The sequence below is a fragment of the Streptomyces vastus genome, from assembly GCF_039532825.1.
Classification (GTDB): domain Bacteria; phylum Actinomycetota; class Actinomycetes; order Streptomycetales; family Streptomycetaceae; genus Streptomyces; species Streptomyces vastus.
The window spans coordinates 53,713-79,518 of record NZ_BAAASJ010000120.1 but is presented as its reverse complement, the minus strand read 5'-3'; the positions used below and the strand labels follow the sequence as shown (position 1 = coordinate 79,518).

The window sequence follows — 25,806 nt, the reverse complement described above, 5'->3', positions numbered from 1 at the left end:
TATCGGTGCTTGTGACCGTCCCTGGGTTCCCTGGGCCGATTCCGCCGCATGCGGGATCGGCCCTTTGACCCTGTTCAGCGTTCCGTGCATTCCGTGCGTTCAGTGCGTTCCGCGCAGAGACGAGGAAGGAGACAGATCGTTGTCGAGCAGCAGAACATTGAGGTTTCCATCGGCACGACCGGTACGCAGTGCGGCTGAGCCCGCGGGGCGGCGGCGTGTGTTGCGGGGGGCGTTCGCGGCGGTGGTCGGGATGGCGTCCGCACCGTTCGTGGTGGCGTCGAGGGCGGCCGGGGTGCAGGAGACGCGGTTCGAGGAGACGTATCGCGGACGCCGGATCGTCGGTGTCTGGCACGACGACGGGCGGTCCGGGGGTGGTGGCTCCGGCACCTGGCACATCGCCGTGGACGGCCGGCCGCTGCATCTGATGCGCCGGGCGGACGGCAGCTGGGTGAGCATGGTCGACCACTACCAGTCGTACGCGACTCCGCTCGCCGCCACGCGCGCGGCCGTCGACGAACTCGGCCCCACCGCAGGGCTGGGCGCACCGGAAGGCGCGCCGGATGACACCAGCGGCCGTACGCCGTGCGGGGACCCGGGAGCTAACGGGGACACGGGAACTAACGGGGACACGGGAACTAAGGGGGATCACCGCTGTGGTGTACACGCGTAAGGACGTCAGCACGCTCACCCGGTCCGAGCGGCGCCGGTTCGTCGACGCGCTGCTCGAGGTGAAGCGCCGTGGCGAGTACGACGAGTTCGTGCGCACGCACATCGAGTACTACCGCTCCGACGGCGAGCCCGGGCTGCGCGTCGCCCATATGGCTCCTTCCTTCCTGCCCTGGCACCGCAGGTTCCTGATGGACCTGGAGGAGGCGCTGCGCCGCGTGGACGACTCGGTGACCGTGCCGTACTGGGACTGGACACGCGACCGCACCACCACGTCCGTTCCCTGGACCGAGGACCTGCTCGGCGGCACCGGGCGGCGGTCCGACCGGCAGGTCATGACCGGCCCTTTCGCCTACGGCAACGGCGCGTGGACCATCGAGGTGGGGATCACCGACACCGAGTTCCTCACGCGCGACCTGGGCCGCCGGCGGGACCCGATCGCGCTGCCCACGGCTGAGGATGTGGAACGGGCCCTCGACGACCCCGTCTACGACACGGCTCCCTGGGACTCCACGTCCGCCAAAGGCTTCCGCAACAAGCTGGAGGGATGGGGGTCGGGGCGGGGCTCCGTGTCATGGCGTACGCACAACCGGGTCCACCGTTGGGTCGGCGGCCACATGGTCGGCGGCGCCTCCGTCAACGACCCCGTCTTCTGGCTGCACCACGCCTTCGTCGACCTCCTCTGGTCCCGCTGGCAGCGGCGGCATCCCAGCGCCCGCTATCTCCCCGCCAGGCCGCCGGCCCGGGGCGACGCGCAGCGCGGCCGGGTCGCCGCGCGGAATGAGCGGATGCCGCCATGGGACGTGACGCCGGGCGAGATGGAGGACCACAGCGCGATCTACCGGTACGCGTAGGCCGCACGACGTGCCGGTCCCTGCCGTGCCGGTCCTTCCCGTGGTGGTGCTGCCGTTGTGGGTAATGGCCGGAGCAATGGCCGGAGGAAGAGCATGGCCCGCGTGGTGGTCGAGGGCGCCGACATCGTCGTACGCCTCGCCTGGTGGGAGAAGCTGGCAGCGCGCCGCCGGGGTCTTCGCGTGCCCGTCGCCGCGCTGCGTGGCGTGTATGTCGAGCCCGACTGGTGGCGCGCTCTTCGCGGCGTACACGGCAGCGGCGTCTGGATTCCCGAAAAGCTGTACGCGGGGGTCCGGCAGCTGCCGCACGGCAAGGACTTCGCGGTGGTCCGAGGAGGGGGAGCGGTGCTCTGCGTCGAACTGAGCCGCAGTGCGCCGTTTCGCCGCCTGGCCCTCTCGGTCCCCGATCCCGAGGGTGTCCTCCGCGCCCTGCAGCCCCATGTCCCCCGAGGTCGCCGGAGATGAGTGCTCACTGCACGGGGCCTCGGCATGCGTGTTACTCCGTTCAGCCCCACACTGAGGGGGACCCGGCTGCACGCAGGAGGTGACTGCGGGTGACCAGCAGACGCGCGGCTTGAGGGGCGGCGTTCTCGCGAGCCCGTCGAGCGAGAACCAGCCAGCCGCAGAGCCCGATCACACTTCCCTCGGGAGGCTCCGTGATCTTGATAGCCCTGCTCCTACCGGTCTTCATGATGCTGTTGATGCTCGCGCTGGAGGCCTTCGAGGACTTCCTGTTCCGCCCTGCCAAGCCCCGTCGACATCCCCCCGGCCTCGTTGAGCGTTCCACGCGGCGGCGAAGGCCTCGTCGAGCAGGTTGCCGAGGTCGAGGCGGCCGTCAGAGTCGGTCCGGTGGCTGACGGCGAAGTTCGGGAAGCCCACCGTCCGGAGTCAGGCCGAAGGCGGGCGGGACCAGTCAGACCTCCCGGACGGCGGCAGCCACCTGATCGAGCAGTGCCCTCGACTGTGCGGTCTTCCCGGGGCCCAGCTTCTCGGCGATCCGCTGTGCTGAGCACGGCACGAACCTACTTGGCGTCTGGGCTCGGCGACCTGCAAGGCACTAACAACTGCCTCTGGCCTGCGAAAAAGCAGCGCCCCCGGCGGGAGCCACAGAACATGGCTGGTCGTGCCCACGGCGCTGACCTGCGTATTTGCGCCGTGGTGGCGGTAGAGGGACGGGCCCGGCTGGTGCCGCTTCCGCCGGGAGCGGACTCGACGGTTGCAGAATCCACGAGTGTGGTGGGGGAGAGTACCGCCCCCTGCTGACGCCTTCCACGAGTTCGGCCGACATCGCGGAAACCCGGTGAGCCGGGGAGAAGGTGGTGGCATGGCGAATGCAGAGCGCGCGCAGCCGACCCCTTCGTCGGGGCGCGGCAGATGGGGACCCCGCCCTCTGTTCATGTCCGGTACGTCGTTGTAGACGGGCCGGATGGCGAGGAGCTGCGACGGCGCCAACTGGATGTGATCCGCGACGTCCTGAAGTTTCTTGCGGATCAGGAACAAGCCGCTTGCCCTCCCGGAGACAGCGAGGAGTGACGGTGCGGTAGCCGTGAGTGCTCGACTTACACGCTCCGCGACTCCTCGCACTCGATGTTCTCCCACACTCTCCAACGGCCCTCTGACACCCTCACGGTCTCGGATCCATGGCATGGAGCACGGCGCCCAAGCCTTCGCGGACGCGGCATGCGCGGGCGACCTTCAGCTCGGCCTGCGGGCAACCTGGCCCGACAAATCCACCTCTACCTGGAACCGGGCGGGCTTCACCACCCGTCAACACGCCATCTGGGCATGCGTCGCACGAGAGGCAGGCCTCAGTCGCTGACTGAGCGGAACAGCCAGTTGCTGCGCAGGTCGGCGCTGCCGCACTCCACCATCTGTCGGCGACGGCTGTAGTCTGGCCCAGTTTGGGTGAAATTCTCCCGCCGTCAGAGGGTCAGGACTTGCCCGTCGCCGAGACCGTCAACACGCAGTGCCGGGCGTGGCTTATCTGGCCTCTCTGTGGAAGACGGCTGAAATCTTCCGCCCCTGCGGAGGAGGCGGCAGGCCTGACGGTCGCAACTCCGTTCGAAATGTCGACTGCATGGCGTCAGTGTGCCCTGTGGCCAGCCGGCGAGAGTGAGTAGTCCGCACCGACCTGCAGTCACGCAGCCGTATCAGTCGAAGATTCAGGGCCTCGCTGAAGTTCAGCGCCGTGCGGGTGAAAGTCGATCGCTGGCTGTCAAGCTACTTGAGCCTTACTTAAGCTCGACTTTAGGACAGAATTTTTGACTAGGGGTCGAACTTCGACCATTAGTCGGGCATGCTGGAAGGCATGAGAACTACGCAGAGGAAAGCCCAGGAAGTTGCAGAGCGTGAGCAACGGCTCCTTCGGACAGCGCTGGAGGTGGTAGCGCGGGACGGCTTGCACAACCTCACCCTGGCACGGCTGGCGGCCGAGGCCGGCTACTCGAAGGGAACCATCTACAACCACTTCACGTGTCGCGAGGATCTACTCGTCGCGCTCTCGACGGACAGCGCGAAGCGGCAGATCCGGTACTACCAGGCCATCGCCGATCTGCCATGGGATGGGGTGCGGGCGCTCTACGGCCTCATGCTCGCCTATATGCGGCACGCGGAGACCGCTCCTGAGCTGTTCGAGTCGAGCATCGCGGCCCTCGCCAACGCGGTAGGCGCGTTGGCGTCGCCGGAGCGTCTGGAGCGGAGGGATGTGATCGACCGCCAGATGGGTCAGGTCATCGGTTCTGTCGTGGAAAGGACCAAGCGTGAGGGGGCATTCAAGCACCCGGCACTGCTGCCGGAGGCGGCCCTCGATGCCCTGCGATCGGCGGTCCTCGGGTACACCGTCACCCACCTGCTGTCCCGTCGCTTCCAGTGGGGTGACGTCACGACCGACGGAAATCGCCTGGTTGTGGCTGCTTCGGTGATGCACGGCCTGGGCTGGCCGCGGATCGAGGCGAGCGCTGCGTCTTCGGTGCAGCGGGTTGTGGACGACCTGATTCCCGCGGAGGAGAAGGCAGGAGGAGAGCGGTTGGTTCACGGCTGATCGCGCGGACCGGTTTGCGACGAAGGCGGATGCCCCCGGAGAGGGTGCTTCCGCCTTCTTGTTGTTTGTCCATTTCAACAACCTGGCTGTTACGCAAAGTAATCATCTGGCGAGGTGGCGCTCTCCGTAAGCAACCCTCCCCATCTCCCTCGCGCCTCGTTGTGTGAACTAGTTGTCAAAAATCGACGGATGGTCATAGTGTCTGTCGCGTCGCCGGTTCGGCCCGGCGACGGCACCAATCCCTGGCGGCACGGACCCACTCCGGGTCCAGCTGCCGCTTGCTCGGCCGGCTGGAGATCCCAGGCGGTCGAGGCAGATGAGAACGGCGATTGGAAAAGGGGGAGAAATGCAGATCAATATCGCGCGCAGAGACACCGCGCTGTGGTCCGCGTGCTCGGATCTCGCGCAGGAGCGGTATCGGCGCGACTACCAGGCGGACATCACCGCGGCTCCGGACAGTTTCATCGCGCTGTGCGCCATGGAGGATGGCGTCGAGATTCCCATGGCCTGCGCGGGGCTGACGTTCGGCAGTGCGCGCGGTCTGCTCGTCGACAACTACCTGGGTCGGCCGGCCGCCGAGGCGATCGCCGCGCATGCGGCGACGCCCTGCGAGCCGAGCAGCCTGATCGAGATCGGGCCGCTGGCCTCGCGCGAGGCCGGAGCCGGTCTGGCGCTCATCCGGATGGTGCCGGCCCTGAGCTGGTGCAACGGAGCCGAGTTCCTGATGTGCACCGTGACGCGCTCCCTGGCGCGCACCCTGGCCCGCGTCGGTATCGAGTTCACCGGCCTCGCCCCGGCGCGTGAGGAGTCGCTGCCGGCCGAGCAGCAGGGGCGCTGGGGGTCGTACTACGCGACGGAGCCGGTCGCAGGCTACGTGGACCTTCGTCACTTCGCGGCGCAGCTGAGCATGCGCGGTGACTCCGGCCCGCACCTTGCCGTGACGTGGGAGCAGACGACCACCGAGAGCACGCTGGCGGGTGCGCGATGAAGGACGTGCTCGCCGCCCTGCGGGCGCCGCGGCACCAGGAACTCGTCCTCGTGGAGTGCCTGGCCGAGGACGGCACGGCCGAGCAGACCTACACCTATGGGCAGATGACGGACTGGGCCGACAAGGTGCGCGAGGTGCTGCGGTCCCGTGGTCTCACGTCGGGTGTGCGGGTCGGGCTCGTGGCGGACAACAGCCCGGAGTGGGTGGCCGCCGACCTGGCGCTGCTGATCGACGGGTACACCGAGGTGCCGGTTCCGCTGGCCTTCTCCGCCGAGCAGGCGGCATCGCTGCTCCGCGATGTCCAGGTCTGCGTGGTGGACGCCGCGGGAGCAGCCAAGTTGGCGGCCTGGGGTCTGTCGGGTTCGGCCGAGCCGGTCGTGGTCGAGCGGCCCCGTGACTTCAGCAGCCGCATCCTGAGGGAAGAGGACGGCTCGGGCGCAGCCGATCCCGACCAAATTATCAAGATCATTCACACCTCGGGGACCACCGGCGCCCCCAAGGGCGTCAAGATCCGAGCGGCCGGCCTCGGGGCACTGCTCTCCTCACTGGACGAGGTGTCCCCGTCGGAGGTCTACGACCGTTACCTCTCGTTGGTTCCCTTCAGCCTTCTGGTCGAGCAGGTCACCGCCGTATACCTGCCGATTCTCCGCGGTGGCCGCATGGTTCTGCTGCCCCGTGCCGTGCCGCTGCTGGGCACCGCGGGCTCGCGGGCCGACGAGGCGCTCGACTGGTTGCGGAAGGTCGCTCCTTCGGCTGCCGTGCTGCCGCCGGCGCTGGTCAGCGCCCTGGACAAGGCGGTACGCGACGGCGACGGTGCTCCGCTGTTCCCCGCCGGGCGGTCTCCGTTCCTCATGGCCGGAGGTGCTCCCGTGGACGCTGAGGCGCTCAAGCGCCTGGACGCCGCCGGCTTGCGCGTCCACGAAGGGTACGGGCTGTCGGAGAACGGTTCCGTGGTCTCCTGGAACACCGCGAGGCACTGGCGTCCGGGCACGGTCGGGCGGCCGCTTCCGCACTGCTCGGTCAAACTGTCCGATCAGGGCGAGCTGTTGGTGAAATCCACGTCCCTGTTCGCGGGATACACCGTGGAGGATCCGACCAGCCGGCCGGTGGACGACGCAGGCTGGCTCCACACGGGAGACCGGGCGCTCATCGACGAGGACGGCTTCATCCGCATCCTGGGCCGTCTGAAGAACGTCATCATCACCGGGCACGGACGGAACGTCTCGCCCGAGTGGGTGGAAGGACGGCTGCGTTCGTGCGGCGACGTGGCCGACGCGGTCCTCTTCGGCGAAGGGATGGAGCATCTCGTCGCCGTCCTGGTCTCCTCGTCCCGGGGCAGTGATGCCGCACGCGCGGTGGAGCGCCAGGCACGAGCCTATGCCGAGCGCGCGCTGGCGGAGACCGACCGCCCCGAGCGGTACATCGTCCTGCCGGACGGCAAGGACCTGCGGGAACGCTACTTCACCGTCACCGGCCGCCCGCGCCGTCAGCTCATCTTCGACGAGATAGTGCGCCCCGCGCTCGCACCCGTCGCCTGATCCGTGGACATCACTCGCAACGCACCGCTTCATCAAATTCGTCACATTCATCACATGGGGGAAACGATGACGCACGCCCAGAACACCCAGAACAAGGTGCAACTGACCGCCCTCGGAGACGGCGACGGCCTGCTGGTCACCCCGCGCGACGCCGGCACCAAATTCACCGATCTGTACGAGGCCGGACTCGACGGGCTCCTCGCCGACGCAGGACACCTGCTGATCCGGGACTTCCAGCCTGCGGTCGACGACTTCAACGCGCTTGTCCGGCAGTACAGTTCGCGCACCACGCTGGACCCGGCCCGGGTCTTCCACGGCGACGCCGCGCAGAAGGTCGACTCCGGTACGGACGCGATCGGCCTGCACGTGGAGAACGGAGCGACCCCGTACGCCCCGGAGCTGCTGTGGTTCCACTGCGTGAAGGCCGCCTCCTCCGGTTCGCAGACCACGGTGTGCGACGGCTTCCGAGTCTGGGACGCCCTGTCCGAGCGGGCCAGGGACGTGTTCGCGGCCCAGCCCATCAGCTACACCCGCACCGTGCCGGCCGAGCTGTGGCGCAAGCTGGCCGCCTTCCTCGTCGGAGACGGGCGCGGCCCGGACGAGGTCACCGTCGCCGACCTGTACGCCCAGGCCAACCCGGGCGCCAAGGTCGAGTTCACCGAGCGCCCGGACGGCGGCCTCTTCTACCACTACCAGGTGTTCGCCGCGCACCCCACCAAGTGGTCCACGCGCACCGCCTGGGCCAACAGCCTGCTGGGCCCCTCGTACAACTACGAGGTCCCGGACATCCGGTTCGCGGACGGCAGCCGGATACCCGACGACGTCACCGCCGAGTACATCGAGGTCACCGAGCAGGTGACCGAGGAGATCGCCTGGCAGGACGGCGACATCGTCCTCATCGACAACTCGCGCGTCATGCACGGCCGCCGTGCCATCACCGACACCAACCGCACCATCCTCAACTCCCAGAGCTACGCGAGGAACTGACTATGAAGTACGGGATCTTCATCGGCTACACCTTCACCCCGGCCTGGCTGCAGAAGTCCGGCAAGGAGCGGGAGCAGTTCCAGCAGGAGCACATCGCGCCGCTGATCGCCAAGTACGCCGACCGGCTCACCGTCCAGCACTACGACGCCGAGGCGTTCTCCGCGCAGCCCACGGACTTCGCCTTCATCACGACCGAAGACTTGCGCGCCTACTACTTCTTCATCGAGGAGCTGCGGGACTCGCCGCTGTTCGCAGACGGCTACGCGCAGATCAACGTGATCCACGTCGGCATGGCCGACGGCTACCGGCAGTTCGAGGAGGAGGTCCACGGTGACGGTGACGACGCACACTGACACGCCGGCCGACCACGCCGGCACCCGCGCCCGGCTGCGCGACATCTACGCGGCGGCGCACGAGCAGACCCTGCACCCCAACGCCCTGGGCTGGCCCGGCCGTCCCGACGAGCGGGAGCTGGACTTCATCTCCCACGTGGTCTACGGACGTCCCGGCATGGCTCACGAGGGCTGCGCCTACCTGGTCAAGGAGCTGTCGCAGCTGGCCGAGATCGAGCGACACCTGTCGGCCGTCTTCGGGATCATCACCGCGCAGCTCGGCGCGGACACCTCGCCCGTCAGCGACGGGTACGACCTGCACCACGCGCTCAGCTGCTTCGCCGCCGAGGAGTACCTGCACGCCGACTTCTTCTACCGGTACGTGCGGGAGTTGGCCGCTGAGGACATCAAGCTCGCCGATTCCCTCTTCCCCGAGCGCCTCGCGCTCTACCAGGGCGACGACTCCCCGTACGTGAAGCTCGCGGCGATGTGCATGGCGGCGTACATCGGCGAGTCCGTCATCACGGTGTTCGAGAAGCGCACCGCCCATCTCGACCCGGGGCGCGAGCACTTCCTCACCAAGCTGCTGTGGGCGCACGGCATGGACGAGGCCCGGCACGTGCAGGTCGACCATGTCGTCCTCGAGTGCATCATGCCGTCCTTCAGCGAGGCCGAGCGGCAACGTGCCTTCGAGATCTTCTCCGGAACCGAGGAGCTCAACGCCGAACTGGCGGGCCGCTTCAAGCAGCTCATCGTGGACGTCTTCGGTGTCGACCACACCGTCGGCAACCCCGCCTGGGACGTGCAGCTGCGTCTGACCTCGGCCTTCCGCCAGGCCATGACCGCGACCTGGCCCCCGTCCCCCGTGGACGAGCGGATGGACGACGAGACTCGCAAACTGCTGCACGAGTTCGCCGGGACCGACCGCGTCCACCCCTGATGCACGCCCCACCCAAGCCATTGGAGCAGCACATGAGTTCGCGTGACCCTGGTGCCGTCGTCCGTCGGCACTCCATAGGCACCATCGATCCACACGCTCCCGTCGTCACCGGCATGGTCGGGGCCAGGATGGAGACGGCTGACGGCAGCCACTGGTTCGACGCGTCGACCGGCGGCTTCGGCGCCGGACACCCCAACGTCACCGCCGCCATCGCCGAACAGGCCGGCCGAGTGGCCCTGTCCAGCCGCATCCTGCTCAGCCGGCCGCTGGCCGAGGCCGTCAACGCACTGGACGCCTTCTGCCCGGACCCGCTCACCGTCTCCTACCTGTGCAACAGCGGCGGCGAGGCCCTCGACTCGGCACTGAAACTGGCCAAGGGCACCCACCCCGACCGCTCGCGCGTGCTGGGCATCGCCGGGGAGAACTTCGGCACCCTCACCCACGGCCAAGGCCTCAGCACGGGAGCCACGCCCGTACCTGTCCTGCCGCTGATGCCCGTGACGGTTGCCAGCGCCCGCCCCGAGTCCCTGCTCGAACAGGTCGACGCCACCCTGGCGGCCGTGGTCGTCGCACCCGCGGCCCCCGGCCGCCCGCTGGACCGGCTCTCCCCGCAGTGGTGGCGGGCCCTGCGCGACCGCTGCACCCAGCACGACGTCCTGCTGATCCTGGACGAGCGGCTCACCGCTCCGGCCCGCCTGGGCTGGGACCTCGCCACGCAGGCACTCGGCATCGTCCCCGACGCGCTGATCCTCGGCGAAGCCCTGGGGGCGGACGCCGTACCCGTCGGTGTCATGGTGACCAGCAGGGCGGCGTACGACCGCGTGTACGCCGGGAAGAACCCAAGCCTGCACGGCTCCACGTTCGGCGCCAACCCGCTGTCGGCGGCCGCCGTCTGCGCGGTCCTCGCGGCCGTGGCGGCCGACGGGCTGGCCGACCGGCAGCGCCGGGCGGAGGACAGCGCCCGGCGGCTCCTGGGCGACATCGCCTCGTTCGGCACGGTGACCGAGTTCTGCGCGGACGGCGGCCTGGTGTGGCTGCGCCTCGCCACCGCCGAACAGGCACGAGCCCTGACCGCGGCCCTGGCTGAGGCCAGGATCCTGGTCCGGCCGCCCCTCGGCCCGGATGGCGACGTGGTGGCGATCCTGCCGCCGCTCACCGCCGATCCTGCCGACCTGGAGCAGATCCACGGCATCGTGCGCGCGGTCGCCGAGGAAGTCCTCACCGTGCGGGAGGTCGCCGCATGAACGCCGTACCCCAAGCCGTCCTCCAGCAGCGGCAGGACGTGCTCGACTCACTCGGGCGGCACTGGAACCCGACCGCGGCCCTGATGCTCGCCGCCGCCTCACGGCCCGTCGAGCAGAGCGCGAGTGGCACCGAAGTCATCTCCGAGGAGGGCGACCGCTTCCTGGACCTCGCCGGCAGCTACGGTGTGTTCCTGGTCGGCCACGGAAACCCACAGGTGCGCGACGCGGTGCTCGACACCCTGTGCACCGCGCCGACCGTGCCGCCCGGTGCGGTGCACCCGGCGACCGCCGAACTCTTCGAACTGCTCACCACGATCCTCCCCGCCGGCCTGGACCGCTTCGTCCTCGGTTGCTCGGGCGCCGAGATCAGCGAGACTGCGCTGCGCGCCGTCCACCTAGCCCGCCCTGACCGACGCAGGATCCTCATCGCGGAGGGCGGCTACCACGGCAAGACCCTCGGAGCCCTGACGGTGTTGGGCCAGCCCAACCATCGCGAGCCATTCGAGCCGCTCGGCAGCGAACTGATCACAGTGCCCTACGGGGACGCTGCGGCCGTACGCGAGGCGCTCGCCGACCGGAGCGTGGCGGCGGTCTTCCTGGAGCCCGTCCTCGGCGGCGCCCACCTCACCGTCCCGCCCGAGGGGTACATCGAGGAGGTCGCCGCCGCCTGCCGGGCCACCGGCACCCTGTTCGTCGCGGACGAGATCCAGACCTGCCTCGGGCGCACGGGCAAGATGTTCGCCGTCGAGCACGACGACGTCGTCCCCGACATCCTGCTGTTCTCCAAAGCGCTCACCGGCGGCTTCATCCCGGTCGGGGTGTGCGCGCTCAGTTCCGAGGTGGTGGCGCAGGCCGAGCGGCACCCGCTGTGGCATCCGTCGCTGCTGGCCGGCTCCAGCAGCATCTCGGCCCTGTCCGTGAGCGCCGCGACGGCTGCCATCCGCGAGGTCATCGCCAAAAACCTGCCCCACCGGGCCGCCACCCTCGGCCCGCGCCTGACCGAGGGGCTGGCCGAGGTGGCGCGGCGGCACCCCAAGCACCTGCTGGGTGCCCCCGGGGTCGGCGTCATGGCCGGGTTGCGGACCCGCAACCCCTCGGTGGAGCTGCTGATCTCCATGGTGATGGCTCGTCACGGCATCCACACCGGCCACTCGCTCAACGAGCAGATCGACCACCCCGTCCTGCGCTTCTATCCGCCGCTGACTATCACCGCCGAGGAGATCGACCGGGTCCTCGCGGCGCTCGAGGCCACCATGACCTGGCTGGACCGGCGGCCCCGGCGGCTCACGGACGGCATCACGAAACTGATCCGGCGCCAGTACCAGCTGCCGCCCTGGCTCGTGCTGAAGCTCAGCCACTCGAAGATGCGCGTCGACTGGTGACCGGCGGGCGGGTGCGGCCACGAGCCACGCCCGCCCGGCGATCACAACGGCCACGCAGTACTCCCGTCCTGCCCGCGCAGACCATTACCGCCATGTGGACCGACCAGTTCCGCACGGCGCCGAGGCCCACCCATCACCTGGCCGGCCCGATGGTCTTCGTCTCCCACCGGCGGCGCCCCCGGGCCGCCGGTGGGCCCGGAGGTCGGCGGAGGCACCACCCCTAGCCCCGCCGGCCCCACCACACGGGCTTCCACCACCGGACCTCACGATCGGAAGAGGACCGCTCATGTCCGACACCTCGCTGTCCAGCGGCATCGGCGCCACCGACACACCGGCCCAGAGCGGGCCGACCGATGCCCGAAGCAACCGCAGCTCCCTGCTTGCCGGCGTGCTGCTCGCCTTGTTCCTGGCCGCTGCCGACTCCACCGTGGTGGGCTCGCTGCTGCCCACTATGGCGAACCAGCTGGGCCAGACCGACCTGTACCCCTGGCTGATCTCCGCGTTCCTGCTCACCAGCGTGCTGGTCACGCCGCTGGCGGGCTTCGCCGCCGACCGTTACGGCGGCCGCACCACGATGCTCGCCGCTCTCCTCGCCTTCGCCGTCACCTCCGCGGCGGTGGCGGCGGCCACCACGATGCCGCTGCTCATCGCCGCCCGCGCGGCGCAAGGCATTGGGGCCGGCGCGGTGGCCGCGCTGACCTACGTCGTCATCGGCCAGGCGTTCGGCCCCGATGAGCGCGCCCGCATGCAGGCGACACTCTCCGCCGTATGGGGCCTTGCCGCGGTGGCCGGACCCGCCCTCGGCACGGCCGCCGAGGCCACCGTCGGATGGCGCTGGGTCTTCCTGATCAACCTGCCCCTCGCCGCGCTGGCCGCGTTCCTGGTACGGCGCGTGCCCCCGGCGCAGGCCCAGAGCTCCCGCACCATCAGTCCCTGGGCCTTGCTGTCGTTCGCCCTCGCCCTGGGCGGAGCGCTGCTGCTCCTCGAAGCCCCCGCCCTGGACTTCCCGGCCCTCATCGTCATTGCCCTGGCGGTGCTCACCGCAGTCGGCATCGTCGGCCACGTCGTCCAGGTGCGGCGCAAGCCGCAAGCGGCCGTGGTGCCGGTCGCCTTTGCGACCAGTGGCGAACCGCGCATCGCTGCCCTGCTCACCATCGGAGCGGCCGCCGTCCTCTATGCCTCCGTCACCCTTCTCCCGCTCGCCCTGGCCTCCCACGGCACGGCCGGCGACACGGCGAGCGGTCTCTTCGTCATGGCCGGTGCGCTGGGCTGGGTGGTGGGATCGGCGGTCTGTGCCGGCCTGCTCAAGCGCTTCGGAGCTCGCGGCACGGCGCTGATCGGTGGTCTGCTGCTGACGGCCGGTCCGCTCGTCCTCGTACTCGGCGGCAGCGAATCGCTCGTCCTGGCCGTCATCGGCGAGGCACTGGCAGGTCTCGGCACCGGTTTCGTCGCCACCACCGGCCTGGTGCACATCCAGAACACGTCCCCGGCCCAGTGGATCGGCGCCTACACGGCCGGCATCACCCTGTGCCGCAACGTCGGCGCGGCCCTCGGCATCAACCTCATCGCCACCGTGCAGCTGATCGCCGCGGACCAGCGCACGGGAACGGAAACGGCCAGCGGCTCCTACCAGGCCGCGTTCGTCACCCTGGCGATCATCGGCCTGCTCACGCTCACCGGCGCGCTCCGGCTGCCGAAGCGCGGCTGAGCGATGGTCACGGCGCTCCTGACGTTCGCGCTGTACACGGGTGCCAGCGCCCTCGTGCACTGGTACCTGTGGCGGCGGCTCATCCACGACACCGCCCTCGGCGCGCGCACCGCCCGGCACAGTGGCAGAGTCCTCGCCGTACTGGCCGTACTGGCCGTGCTGCCGCCGCTCGCCATGGCCACCACCAGAGATGCGCCGCAGCACATCGGCCGCTGGATCGCCTGGCCGGGCTACGTGTGGCTCGCATTGATGATGTACCTGACGATCACGCTTCTCCTCGCCGAACCACTTCGGCTCCTGGTCGCGCGTGGCGGCAAGTCTCGTCGTACCAGTGGCGGGACCCATGCTGAAGCACTGCCGCAGAAGGTCCCTGCGGGCGTGACGGAGTCAGGGCGTCCGACACCACAACGTCACATGCCGGGTGGCGAGGGGGAACGCCTGGCGGAGAACCGTGCGCCGAGCGATGGGCCGACGCGGCCGACACGGCGCGTGGTGCTCGCCCGGGCCACCGCCATCACCGCGGGAGCCGTGGCCACCTCACTGGTCGGCCACGGCATGCACACCGCTCTCGGCTCGCCCCGCCTCGCACGCGTACGCATACCTCTCGCACGACTCGGCCGCCAAGCCGACGGATTCCGTATCGCCGTCGTCAGCGACATACACCTCGGCCCGATCCTCGGCGAGCGGCACACGGAACGGATCGTCGAGATCGTCAACCGCGCCGCCCCGGATGCCGTGGCGATCGTGGGCGACCTCGTGGACGGCAGTGTCGACCACCTCGGCCGAGCTGCGGCCCCGTTGCGGCACCTGACCAGCCGCTACGGCAGCTACTTCGTCACAGGCAACCACGAGTACAAGTCCGGCGCCGAACCGTGGATCGAGGAGATCGGCGAACTGGGCATCCGCGTCCTGCGCAACGAACGCCTGGAACTGCCGGCCTTCGACCTCGCGGGCGTCAACGACCTCACGGGTACCGACCACGGCGACGGGCCGGACTACGAGGCCGCGCTGTCCGACCGCGACCCGGGGCGAGCGGTCGTCCTCCTCGCCCACCAGCCGGTGATGGTCCACGAAGCAGCCCGCCGCGGAGTCGACCTGCAACTCTCCGGACACACCCACGGAGGTCAGATGGCCCCACTCGGCCTCCTCGCCTCCCTGCAGCAACCCGCGATCGCCGGCCTGCACGAAATCGACGGCACCCAGCTCTACGTCAGCCGCGGCACAGGCTTCTGGGGACCTCCGGTCCGGGTCGGCGCGCCACCCGATATCACCGTCGTCGAACTGCAGAGCAGAAACAGGTAGCTCTCTTTCCGCACCCATCAGGGGGATCCCGCAATGCGCGTGACACACCGCCCCAGCCACGACCAAGGACTTCGACCCTCCACAGAGCTCCACCCAGGAGAAGCAGACGCCACGGCCCCCTCCTCACAGGACGTGGCAACGGACCCCATCGCACGCATTTTAGGAATGTTCATGGGAGCGAGCCCAGCTGCACCAGCAGTGGGAACCGTTCCCGGTCCGCTACACCGCATCGAGCACTGACGCCCCCGGCGGCGTGTACCGAGCTGCCCCGTCAATACCGCCCGGAAAGGACGACAACCGTGCACCGTCTGGCTCAGGGCGGCGATGAACCGTACGCCCCAACGGGCGACCGACCGACCGTGCGGACAGCGTCGGTTGAGGCGCCGGAAGTCGCGACGCCGGCAAGAGCCTCCGCGATCACCAGGGACTCTCAAACCAGCCAGGTGTTCAGGAGCATGGAGCTGATCAACTCGGCGGTGGAAGCCCGAGCTCACCCCATCTATCAACGACACGGCATCCACCGTGCCGACTACCCCATCCTCGACTCACTCTCCCGTCACCACCCCACGCACATCCTGGCGCCCACGCAACTGGCCCAGCAGTTGATGATCAGCACCGGCGCCCTCACCCCCCGGCTCGACCGACTCGAAGCATCGGGGCTGATAAGGCGCCTCTCCGTACCCCGCGACCGCCGTCGCCTTCACATTCAGCTCACCCCTGCCGGGCGGCGATGCGTCGGGGCTGTCAGACGCGATCTGAGCAGCCATCTGCAAGAGGCCGTCCGGGGCATGGGAAGGATACAGCTCGACGAACTCGCCTCGCTTCTGAAGACACTTGAGGAGCACATCCAAGGATGAACGCCCGCAGCTCCCCTTCCTCGGTCAACCGCCGAGCGCTCCGCCCTGAGCCACGACGGTCGTTCCTCCCGCGCCGAGGGTCGCGTGCTGCCTGGTAGCGTGTACCAACTTCGAAGCATCCACTGCGGGTTGGTGCTGAGAAGGCCGCCAACTGCGCGGGGCTGATCAGGCGCAGGCTCCCCCTTCGCGGCGCCTGCCGAGGTCGCTGGGCGCCCATAGCCCTTGAGCGGGGGACCAGCCATGTTTTGGGTGCCCCGTAGGGCCCGAACCTGTGGCCGGCCGCTCACATTTCGAGCCATGGCCAAGGGGTCGTGACCTGCGTTTTTCCCTCAGCTTTGCCGGGATTCTGCCGACTCGGCTTTTCCTCGCTTCCCCAGGGGCGCACAACCACGAGCGCCGCGGACGGGCGAAACGCGCCGCTGACCTGCGACGATGCCCAGGCAGGGCTGACCACAGGTTGGCGCCCCCGGCAGGAGCCGCCGTCAAGGGCTGGTCGGGCCGAACCCCATGTGACCTGCGAAGATTCGCTCATCGTGACCATGTCGGCACCTCTACCGAAGACACGGGTAACCGAGACGAGACACGTTCGGGGCGCCAAGAGGTGAACGAGAGCGGTCGAGAGTCGGCAGAGGATGGCGAGCGGGGGAGCGGGCTCTGCCACCGAAGGGTGTTCGGCAGCGGTCAACTGGGATGACGGCGGAGGACGTGTGGGAATACTTCCAACGGTAGCTGGCTGCCGGGCACGTACCCAGTGGTGCGGAGTTGGACCGGGTGGCGGGCACGAACAACTACGGCCGGGCCGTGCTGGCTCGCTGGCGCCGCGCCGGCCGGATCCCGAGCACGGTGGACCGGGCGCATGTGAACGGAAGCCGGTTCATTCCTGAGGTTCTGCCTCTGCCACCGATTTTGGCCTGATTGGCCTGCTTGGGCGTAGTAGGCAGCGACCGCCTCCGTGGGGCACGATCGTTCGTCGTGCTGATGGACGGGGGGCGTGTGGATACGGGTTCATCAAGATCCGAGGACGCGGGTGCGGGTGGGGGCGGGTCGCTGCTGAAGGTGCCTGCGGTGCCACGGCAAGCGGCGGGTGGCAACGGCCAGCCCGGCTACGGGCAGGGCGGGATGACCGAGCCCACGCGATTACTGTGCGCGGTCGTGCATCTACGGCCTGACAGAGCCGAGGAGTTCGCTGAGAAGCTCAGAAAGTGGCGGCGGAACAAGGCCAAGCAGTTCGGTGACAAGCTCACCCCGAAGAAGGTGCGCGAGCGGCGCCGGGAACAGGTGGCCAAGCGGGCCCTCGAGAGTGGCAAGTCCGCGCTGGAGAAGGCGTTGGACGACAACGAGCCGACCGAGCGCAAGCAGCCGCGAGTGCTCGTCGGCCACGAGTACGTGCGCTGGGTACGTCGCCGAATAGCGGCCGGCGGGCGTCCGGTGCCGTCACACGGCTTCGACCTGGAAGCCGTACTGACCGCGTGTGCGCAGGCCGAGCGGCTGCTGTGGCTGCGTCGCGGCCTTATGGCCCTGGCCTGCACGGCCGGTGGCCTGTGGCTGCTGGCACCGCTCGCCTACCTGGCGCCGTTGATCACCCTGATGGGGGTGTGGGCGGCGTTCTATACAGACCGGGTGCTCGCCCGGGGTCGGCTTCGTGCCCTGATCGGCGCCGACGCAGGGGAGGCATGGGGTGCCGAGGTACCTCGCCGGTTTCGGCGGGCGGTGGAACAGATCCGGGACGCGGCTCACGGAGAGGTCGTGCCGTATCAGAACCAGATCCGCGCCTCTGGGGCGAAGTACCACTTCGTCGGGGCCGGCAAGGTCTGGTTCGAGACTCAGATCGGCATCGACGTGGGGCCCGCCAAGCCGTCGGACGAGCACGACGGTCAGGCCTCTGAGAACGGGAACAGCCCGTCTCGGTTTCTACCCAGCGTGGAAGACCTGCTGGCCGGCGGCCGGCCAGGCGATGGGGTGGTCACGTTCACCCCGGATGATCTGCACGCGCATGTGGCCAGCGAATTGCAGCGTCTCATCAAGCCTCTGCAGGACTTCCACCCCGACAGCGAGCAGGAGGTGTTCGGCGTCGCAGCCATCTCCGCCGATCGCTGGAAAGCGCTGACCCCCGAGGGGTGGGAGGGGCTGGTCACGCTGGCCCGGGACGGCGTGCGGGCGGCGAACGCGCAGCGGACCCCGAAGGTCGCCCGACGCTTCCTGTGCGCTCGGATGACCTCGTGGGACGGCGAGTTGGTGGCCTCGCTGTTCGTGGGTTTCGCCTATGAGAACCACTACCTGCGGGTTGTCATCCGCCCGCACGTGGTCAACCCCGTCCACCCCGAACCCCGCAGGGCGGAGAAAGAAGCGATGCGGGGAGGCTGGGTCTGGAGACGGCGCATGGCGTACCTCGCCGCCGTAGATACCGGCTGGTGCCTGGTCCGGCCGTTCAACCGGGACAAGAACCGCAAGCCGCATCCCGAGCAGGATCCCGATACGGGACCGGTGAGCCTGCGGGAGGTCTACTCAACCCGGTACATGGACGACATGCTCCAGTACGACGATGCCCGCCGCTACATCGACATGATGCAGGGACGGGTCCTCGCCGCCGTCGAGGGCTTCCTTGTCGAGCACAACGTGGACACCGGCGCGTACCGGGAAAAGATCACGGTCGTCATGAACAACGGCATCATCAACACGGGTGAGATGAGCAACGTCCAGAACCAGCCGGGGGCCGTCGGTTCCCAGCAGTCGTCAGGAGGAGGAACGTGATGTTCGGTCGTAACCGGCAGCCGGGTGGCGCCAACTCGGGGATCCAGAACAGCGGATCGATGCAGAACGTACAGAACCAGCCGGGTGCCTACAACTCGACTCAGAGCCAGGACAACTCCGGCATCGGCCGGGACGAGTTAGAGGGCATCGCCGATCTGCTCGGGCGGATCCGGCAGGGTATGGAGCTCGGACGGGCCCGTGTCAACGACTACGAACTGTGCGTCGGCTTCCTGGACACGGTGGCCGAGCAGCGGCTGGACGATCCCGAAGGGCGAGCCGTGGCCAAGGGGCTGCTGGAGAAGATTCAGCAGAAGTGCGGTGGGGTGCCCGGGCTGGTGTCCCTGATCGCGTCCACACTGGCGGCGGTCTCTGCACTCGCCTGACGGACCCCCGGCAGGGTGAATGTCACTCCCGCTTCTGGTCGGGCTGCCAGGCGTGGGTGGGCAGGGCGTCGGCGAGGGTGGCGAAGAAGCGCTGGTCGCGCCAGGCGTCGCGGTTGCCGATGACGAACAGGCGGCGCTTGGCGCGGCTGACGGCGACGTTGAGGAGGTTGGGGCGGGAGGCGGCCCAGGCGCGGGCGCCGGGGCGGCGCGGGTCGGTGCCGAGGACGAGGATCACGACGTCGGCTTCCTTGCCCTGGGTGGTGTGGATGGTGCCGACCCGTCCGGCGGGCAGCAGGTTCCGGCAGGTCTTCTGCGCGGCGGCGACGACGGCGCGGAAGGGGCTGATGACGTATACGTCCCGGGCCAGGTCGACGCCTCCGTCGTCGCGCAGCTTCTGAAGGACGCGGCGCAACGCCCGGCCCTCCTCGGGGATCCAGTGCCCGTCGGCTTCGGCGGCGGGCACGTGCACCCAGCAGCTGCGGGGGGCGTAGCGGTACAGGCCGCGGTCGGGTGTGCCGTGCACCATGAGGTTGGCGTAGGCGATGGCGTTGCTGATGGCGAACATCGGGTCGTCGCAGCGGCGGTGGACGCGCAGCGGAGCGCCCGTCCACACTTCCCGGGAGCCGTCGGGGAGTTCGGCGGGCAGCAGGGTGCCGAAGCGGTTGGTGCGGTCGGCCAGCTGCTGCACCGAGGTGCGACTCGGCGCCCACTCCTCGCTCACGCCGAAGTCGTCGCGTAAGGCTCGCTGCGCGGTCCACGGGAGGACGACGACGGGTTCGAGCTGCAGTGGGTCACCGACGACGACGGTGCGCTTCGCCCGCCACATGCCGCCCACCGCCAGCTGCGGGGCGGCCTGTCCGGCCTCGTCGATGAACAGCCAGCCCAGTGCCTCGCGGCCCAGCCGTCCGAAGACCCGGTCCAGTGACGCGAAGGTCGTCGACACGACGGGCACCACCAGGAACAGGCTCTGCCAGGCCGCCCGCAGCCGCTCCTCCGACACCGTCCTGGGGGCCGCGCCGGTCACCGCGTCCATGGCTGCCATGAGGTTGCCGTACATGGTGCGGGCCGTGCAGCGCAGGAACGCGTGATGCAGGTCGAGCGCGGCCAGGAACAGCTCGCTGCGGGCTCGGGTGATCTCCTCGTCCGCCCACGGCGCGGCCGGCTCACGCGCGGTGTCGTCGCTCAGCCAGTGCTCGCGCGGCACGTGACCGTCCCACCGGGAGCGGGCCCGGACAACGCTGTCCGCCAGCCGCGCGACCCGCGCTTCGGCCTCGTCACGGGCCCGTTCACACGCGCTCCGCTCCGCCACGGCGTGGGCCACGGCCTGCCGGGCCTGCTCGAGCCGGACGCGAGCGCTGTCCCGCACGACGCGCTGCTCCTCCTCCCGCGCGGCGAGGTCCTGGTCGACACGGTGCCAGTCCCGGGCTGCTCGCCCCCACGTGAACAGACTCACCACCAGGCCCGGGCGGCGCTCGAAATGCGCCGCCCGGCGGGCTTCCGTCTCCGCGAGAGGCGCCTGAGCGTCGTCCAGGGCTTGTTCGGCGCCGCGGACTGCGGCGCGGCACTGCGACAGCCGGCCGGCAGCCCGGCCGGAGGCCTCCTCGGCCGCCCGCAGCTCGGCCTCCGCGGCGGGGAGACCGCGCAGTGCGGCCGCGGCGGACTCGCGCTCGGCACGCAGCCGCTCAACGGTGGCAAGCACGGTCCGGAAGCGCTGTCCGGCCTCGCGCCAGAGGCCGCTGCGCGGTGTCCTGCCGTACTCGCGCAGCAGTTGAGCCAGCCCGCGTTCGCTGTCGACCCAGCCGTTCCGGTTACGGCGGCGGCGCCCGCGCGGCGGGGGCGGCGGAGGCGGCGTGCCCTGGTCGGACATCCGGTACTTGCCGTGCCAGAGCCGGTTGACGAACTCCACCCGGTTTCGCTTGTTTCCCAGCCGGGCCGCGACCACGCCCCACGCCGGGACGCCGCCCAGCAGGCGGGTGGTCTGCTCGGCGAAGTAGTCGGCATCGTCGCGCCATGGCTCCCCGAGTGCCTGGCGGGCAGGGATCTCGGTGGAGATGTTCTCCACGGCACCGTTGTTCGCCGAGGCCACCACCATCTCGAAGCCGGTGAACTCGGGCCGCAGAGGTGTGACGGTGCGTGTGTAGTCGCCGCTCTTCCAGGTGTACGGCGTCTGCTCGGCGAAGGCCTGCGACGGCAGCCGCAGCGCGGCCAGCCGCACGGCACGCTGCACGATCACCGCGGCGAAGCAGTCGCGCAGCATGGTGGTCTTGCCGGTGCCGGGCGGCCCGTTGACGGCGAACAGTCCGCCGACGTCGTCCAGTTGGGCCTGAACGGTGGTCACGGCGAACTGCTGGCTCAATGCCAGCGGATGCCCGGGTTCGGTCGGCCACCGCCCCACCGGTACGGCGGCGGGGGTCACCGCGGCGAGCGCGACCTCGGGGCGCTGCCGCAGGTCGATGCGCCACGCGGTGTTCACCTCGGCGCGGGGGTGAGATACGCGGCCAGCCCGGCGCCCGGATCCTTTTCGCGCAGCGCCCGCGCCACCCGGTCCAGGTCCGCGGCGATGAAACTGTTCAGGAAGTCCTGCTGGTCGGCTTCCCTGGCGAGGTCCTGGCGTACGGCGACACTCCGGACCCGTACGCCGTCGGGGCGCAGCGTCTTGGCCACACCCCAGGCCTCGGACAACTGCCGGGCGAAATCCAGCAGTTCCTTGGCCGACAGCAGCCTGTCCCCGACACGCGACCTGCGGTCGTTGTTCTCGTCCTCGGCGTCGGCATCGTCGTCCCGGTCCTCCGGCTCGTCCTCGGGCGGTTCACCGTCCGAGTCCGGGCCAATGCGCCCATCGCGTCGTTCGCCGACGCCGGTCTGAGCGGTTCTGCTGGACGCCGGGCGTTCACCCAGCCCCGTCGCCCTGGCAGCCCAGGCCCCGGCCTCCTCCTCGACCCCGTCCAGCCATCCCCGGCTGCCCGGCCCCCGCGACAGCGCCCGTCCGGTGGCCCATGCACAGGTGGACAACACCGGGGAGTCGAGCAGCAGCCGTCCCTCATCGGTGATCGTCAGGGCGAACAGCGCGCTCTCGCCGTCCATCCGCCCGTCGTGGTCCTCCTCGCTCTCCCCGAAGACGTTCAGCAGTGTGTCGCGCACCGAGCGAAGCGCGTACGCACCGCCGTACACCACGTGCTGCCATGCGTAGCCCGGCTCCAGCGGCACCGAACGCAGCGGGTGCCCCGCCTCCCACGGCAGCGGGCCGTCCACCGTGACCGGGTAGACCCGGTCACGCGCGGAGACGGCCGGAATCTTCTGCGGGCTGAACAGCTCGACCGCACGCCAGTAGTCCACGATTCCGGCTCGCCGCAGCCGCTCATCCGCCATGCCCCGCCCAAGCTCCTCAGATCCGAATCCCGCTGCCTGCGGCACCCTGCGCAGCCGTTGTCCCATCCGACCGCTGCCCCGTACCGGCACGGCGACGAACAGCGCCACCGGGTCCCACGCGGCGAAGGGCAGCCTGCCCAGGCCTTGCACAGTCCCAACCCTCAATCCGCTGACCGGGTAAGCCCGTTCAGCGCAGGCAGTGGGTTCCGGCAGTGGCTCCGGAACGTCTGGCTTCGTGGATGCGTGGGCTGACGTCCTCGCCACTGCGCACGACCGACTGTCAGTGCCATCCGGTAGGAAGATCCCACGAGGCTGCGAGAGAGAAGGAGTGATCGATGGCAGCGGCTCGGCGGGCGGTGGTCGTGTGGGCGGTGCTAAGTGCTGGCTGGATCGGCGCGGTCATGCGCTGGGACGGCCTGGCGCGGGACCCCGGCATGTGGGGCACGATCTGCCTGGGGGTGGCCGCGATGCTGGCCACGTTGCTGGTCTTCGTCGTCACACTTGCCCCGCTGATGGTGCAGATGCACTTCCGCCACACCGCGGGCCTGGCCGCGACCGTGCTCGATCGTGCGGCGATCGCGTACGGTGCGTGCTTCATCTCGGGCACTTTGTTGCCGGTTCTCGCGGCGGCCGCGCCGTCTCGCGCGGGCACGCTGGCCGTGATCGCCGGCCTGATGCCCGTTCTGGGCTCGCTCGTTCCCGCCGTCCTTTTCTTCGCGGCGAGGCTGCGTTCGGGCTGGCTGTTGCAGCGCCGGGTGGCGCGTGCGGAGGCGCTGCTGAGGGATCGGCGGTCGAACCGCCGCTCCTTTCGTTTCGAGCGGGAAGCGCTCGACGCATGTCATTCCGCGACCTGGGCGATTCGGCTGGTCATGAAACACGCGGGCGACTCCTGGGACGACCAAGGAGCAGCCCGTAGTAGCGCAGTCCAGCTCCTGCAAGCTGCGGTAGCGGCCGACACCCTGGCCACTCGCCGGTTCGTCACCGACGAGATCCTCGCCTTCACATGGCTGGGCTCGGACCAACACAGCGCCTCGGTTCGTCGGGACGTCGCGTACGTACTGGAGGCCACCGTGAAGTCGGCGCGGCCGGAGACGGGTCGGTACATCGTCGAAGGCGTGCTCGCCGCGTTCCGCGCGCTGGGTGAAGGGAGTGACGTGACCCCGGCTGAGCGGGAGGAACTCGCCGGAGCCGCCAAGCGCGTGACGGTCGCCTGCCTCGCCGTGATCGCGCCGTCCGCCCGACCGCACGACACCAGGTACCGAGTACCTCGTTCCTCCGACCCCGGATCGTCGGCGCGAGAGCCCATGCCCTTCGACCGCCACCATGACGCCATCGTGGCGTGGCGAGTCCTGCAAAGCGGAGTCGCCACCATCCGAGAACTCGTCGGCCCACCGAACCGGCTGCTGGACGACAGCCGCTTCGCCCACACTCAGGCGAACACATTCGCCGCGGGCTGTCGCCTCCTCGCAGAGCTGGCTCAGGAACTACAGGACAAACATGTCTGGGTCGACCACGACGAGATCATCGAGTGCCTCGCAGGATGGCTCAATCACCGACTCGGCGACGGTTCCAGGCGCGTCGACGACCTGATCGAGACGGGCCCCCAACCCTTCCCGTACGCGGTCGAGCTGCAGGCAGCCGCCGATGCCATGGCGGACATCGCGGTGTCCGCGTACAACACAGGCTTCGATCATGTGACACGCTCCGCTTTGGCGACGCTGGTGGGACATGCCGATCGGGCGCTCACGCGCGACTCCGTTGCCGTCGTCCTGGCAGCCCGCTCTCTGGCCCGGGCCCAAACCGAACTCTTCGGGCGCGGCGATACGGAGATCCGCGACCTCGCCGCGCACGCTCGCGCCGTCGACCTCTGCACCTCCCTCCAGGGGGAGAATCGCCAACTGCTCGCCTCTGCCCTCGCCTTCTCCACGGCCGCTGAGGAATCTTCCGGTCCGGACAGCCTCCGCCGCAGCACCAGCCATGTCCGGGCCATGGAGCAGGTGGTGCAATGGGCGCTGCGCCCCCTCTTCAGGAGCTGCTCCGGGTACGGACAATTGGCCTTGGCCATAGCCCGCACCGCGCAGAGCGTGCGCTGCCCTTCCCCGTCCTTCCCGGTGTACCGCTCACGCGGCACAAGCGAGCTGCCGGACACGGACGCCATGGCCCTCTGGCGAGAAGGACACGCCTTTGACCACGGGCGTGCCTATGGGCTCGATTCTGATCTACGCATCGCCTTGATCCAAGCCATGTGGCCAAGTGAGGGGACAGAAGCGGGACTCGAGGTGTTCCGGGCGGGTGTGCGCTGGCGTGCCGCCCTGGAGGCGGCAGGCGCCGGAGTCGAGGACAGCGACGGTTCGCACGGTGTGCTGACCGACCTGGCTGGCCCCGGCATGTCCTTTGAGGTTCGATTCTCGCGGCAGGCTGCTGCCTTCGGCCGACGCGTCGAGGCGTGGACCAAAGCCCCGTGGTGCACCACTGGCGTCGTGACCCCGCTGTCGCACATCCCCGACGGGGACGGCCTTGTCTTCATCCCCGAGGCAACCGATGACGCGGCTACCAGCCTCGGGCTCCTGGTACGACGCCACCGTGCGACACGACAACAGCAGGTGTCCGACTCCGAGTTCGGCGAGCTGTCCGAAACCGAGATGCGTGCTGTGGGACTGCTCTGGGGCACATGGCCACCACCCGAGGGCTGCCCGAACGATCCCTGGGACGAGCCCGAATGGTCACGCCCGAAGACCATCTCCTACCGACTGGAACGATTCCGCTCAGAACGGGAGCGCGGCCGATACCAGACAGACGAGCTAGGCATCGACCGCATCTACCACGCCAGAACGTCCGGCAAGGAGCGCATCGTCATCACCGAGCCGGACGGCAGCAGCCGGCTCCTCTGCGGCGTGGACACAGAGAGGGAACCCTTCTCCCTTGCGTACGGCGGAACCGGCGAAGCCGTCCTCGCCCGCAGGCTCACCGCCGACGCACTGGGCTCCCTCGCCCTCTGCCCCGCCTGCCACGGAGGATCGGCGCCCGACTGGATGCCGGGCTGGTGCCGGACCTGCCGCGGACTGCGCACGCACCCGGACCTGGGCCGGACGGAACAGGCGGTCGCCAGTGCGGTGGCGAGAGCGGCGAACGGCAGAGTGGAGTGGAACATCAGCCGCAGCGACATCCTCGACGCGATTGCCTCGATGGAGGGGCGTCCGGACCTCAGGGACGCGGAGCCACAACGAATCGACCACTGACACGTCGGATCAGGCGAGCTCACCGATGACTTTCCGGAAGAAGGCGTCAATCCAGTCGAGTTTGGTCAGTGGATGGCTCGATCTTGACGGGTCCCGATCTGGTATCACGATTACCCCTTGGATAGCATTGACTTGCTTGAGTTACCCCCCACCTCAACGGGAGTCCAGAGTGAACCGCCCCCTGCCCGGCTGTTGACGGCCGCGTTTACCGCATCCGCAGCCCTGCTGC

The 25,806-nt window shown here is 69.4% G+C and carries 19 protein-coding genes; 17 read left to right on the top strand and 2 right to left on the bottom strand.

The genetic code is table 11. The annotated features are described in order from the left end of the window. The first annotated feature begins 250 nt into the window (after nt 1-250). From ABD357_RS40080 to ABD357_RS40005, 16 genes are all read left to right on the top strand, one after another. Entirely contained in the window at nt 251-670 is a 420-nt protein-coding gene (locus tag ABD357_RS40080; RefSeq protein WP_344396355.1) for a tyrosinase family oxidase copper chaperone, read from the top strand. Next, nucleotides 654-1,520: a tyrosinase family protein gene (locus ABD357_RS40075; protein ID WP_344396354.1), complete on the top strand. Its 867-nt coding sequence runs from the start codon at nt 654-656 to the stop codon at nt 1,518-1,520. Before ABD357_RS40080 ends, ABD357_RS40075 begins: the two co-directional genes overlap by 17 nt. A 93-nt stretch (nt 1,521-1,613) precedes the next feature. Continuing rightward, nucleotides 1,614-1,982 carry a hypothetical protein gene (locus tag ABD357_RS40070; protein WP_344396353.1) on the top strand — a complete coding sequence of 123 codons (369 nt, stop codon included), beginning with the start codon at nt 1,614-1,616 and terminating at the stop codon, nt 1,980-1,982. A gap of 1,831 nt (nt 1,983-3,813) precedes the next feature. Then, nucleotides 3,814-4,557 carry a TetR/AcrR family transcriptional regulator gene (locus ABD357_RS40065; protein WP_344396352.1) on the top strand — a complete coding sequence of 248 codons (744 nt, stop codon included), beginning with the start codon at nt 3,814-3,816 and terminating at the stop codon, nt 4,555-4,557. Nucleotides 4,558-4,903: 346 nt separating this feature from the next. After that, on the top strand, nt 4,904-5,545 hold the full coding sequence (locus ABD357_RS40060; protein WP_344396351.1) for a thermostable hemolysin: 642 nt from the start codon (nt 4,904-4,906) through the stop codon (nt 5,543-5,545). Further along, nucleotides 5,542-7,083: an AMP-binding protein gene (locus ABD357_RS40055; RefSeq protein WP_344396349.1), complete on the top strand. Its 1,542-nt coding sequence runs from the start codon at nt 5,542-5,544 to the stop codon at nt 7,081-7,083. The genes ABD357_RS40060 and ABD357_RS40055 overlap by 4 nt, the downstream gene beginning before the upstream one ends. 54 nt (nt 7,084-7,137) lie before the next feature. Then, nucleotides 7,138-8,070 carry a TauD/TfdA family dioxygenase gene (locus tag ABD357_RS40050; protein ID WP_344396348.1) on the top strand — a complete coding sequence of 311 codons (933 nt, stop codon included), beginning with the start codon at nt 7,138-7,140 and terminating at the stop codon, nt 8,068-8,070. A gap of 2 nt (nt 8,071-8,072) precedes the next feature. Beyond that, nucleotides 8,073-8,423 (top strand): darcynin family protein, encoded by a 351-nt coding sequence (locus ABD357_RS40045; protein ID WP_344396347.1) that lies wholly within the window; start codon nt 8,073-8,075, stop codon nt 8,421-8,423. Continuing rightward, the gene (locus tag ABD357_RS40040) at nt 8,407-9,342 is read left to right on the top strand and encodes a hypothetical protein (RefSeq protein WP_344396346.1); all 936 of its coding nucleotides are present in this window, start codon (nt 8,407-8,409) and stop codon (nt 9,340-9,342) included. Before ABD357_RS40045 ends, ABD357_RS40040 begins: the two co-directional genes overlap by 17 nt. A gap of 32 nt (nt 9,343-9,374) precedes the next feature. Next, complete coding sequence (locus ABD357_RS40035; protein WP_344396345.1) at nt 9,375-10,586, top strand: aminotransferase class III-fold pyridoxal phosphate-dependent enzyme; 1,212 nt, start codon at nt 9,375-9,377, stop codon at nt 10,584-10,586. After that, nucleotides 10,583-11,968 (top strand): aspartate aminotransferase family protein, encoded by a 1,386-nt coding sequence (locus ABD357_RS40030; protein ID WP_344396344.1) that lies wholly within the window; start codon nt 10,583-10,585, stop codon nt 11,966-11,968. The genes ABD357_RS40035 and ABD357_RS40030 overlap by 4 nt, the downstream gene beginning before the upstream one ends. A 286-nt stretch (nt 11,969-12,254) precedes the next feature. After that, nucleotides 12,255-13,676 (top strand): MFS transporter, encoded by a 1,422-nt coding sequence (locus ABD357_RS40025; protein ID WP_344396343.1) that lies wholly within the window; start codon nt 12,255-12,257, stop codon nt 13,674-13,676. Between the two features lie 3 nt (nt 13,677-13,679). Beyond that, the gene (locus tag ABD357_RS40020) at nt 13,680-14,978 is read left to right on the top strand and encodes a metallophosphoesterase (protein WP_344396342.1); all 1,299 of its coding nucleotides are present in this window, start codon (nt 13,680-13,682) and stop codon (nt 14,976-14,978) included. Nucleotides 14,979-15,277: 299 nt separating this feature from the next. Next, nucleotides 15,278-15,835 carry a MarR family winged helix-turn-helix transcriptional regulator gene (locus ABD357_RS40015; protein WP_344396341.1) on the top strand — a complete coding sequence of 186 codons (558 nt, stop codon included), beginning with the start codon at nt 15,278-15,280 and terminating at the stop codon, nt 15,833-15,835. 1,065 nt (nt 15,836-16,900) lie between these two features. Continuing rightward, the gene (locus tag ABD357_RS40010) at nt 16,901-18,586 is read left to right on the top strand and encodes a hypothetical protein (protein ID WP_344396340.1); all 1,686 of its coding nucleotides are present in this window, start codon (nt 16,901-16,903) and stop codon (nt 18,584-18,586) included. Next, nucleotides 18,586-18,969, top strand: a complete 384-nt coding sequence (locus ABD357_RS40005) for a hypothetical protein (protein ID WP_344396339.1) — start codon at nt 18,586-18,588, stop codon at nt 18,967-18,969. The genes ABD357_RS40010 and ABD357_RS40005 overlap by 1 nt, the downstream gene beginning before the upstream one ends. Before the next feature lie 22 nt (nt 18,970-18,991). Here ABD357_RS40005 and ABD357_RS40000 read toward each other — a convergent pair whose 3' ends face one another. Continuing rightward, nucleotides 18,992-21,442 carry a DEAD/DEAH box helicase gene (locus tag ABD357_RS40000; protein ID WP_344396338.1) on the bottom strand — a complete coding sequence of 817 codons (2,451 nt, stop codon included), beginning with the start codon at nt 21,440-21,442 and terminating at the stop codon, nt 18,992-18,994. Next, nucleotides 21,439-22,338 (bottom strand): hypothetical protein, encoded by a 900-nt coding sequence (locus tag ABD357_RS39995; RefSeq protein WP_344396337.1) that lies wholly within the window; start codon nt 22,336-22,338, stop codon nt 21,439-21,441. The genes ABD357_RS40000 and ABD357_RS39995 overlap by 4 nt, the downstream gene beginning before the upstream one ends. Before the next feature lie 335 nt (nt 22,339-22,673). Here ABD357_RS39995 and ABD357_RS39990 point away from each other — a divergent pair, with 335 nt between their 5' ends. Continuing rightward, a complete protein-coding gene (locus tag ABD357_RS39990) occupies nt 22,674-25,577 on the top strand; it encodes a hypothetical protein (protein WP_344396336.1) in 2,904 nt (967 codons plus the stop codon). Nucleotides 25,578-25,806: the final 229 nt, after the last annotated feature.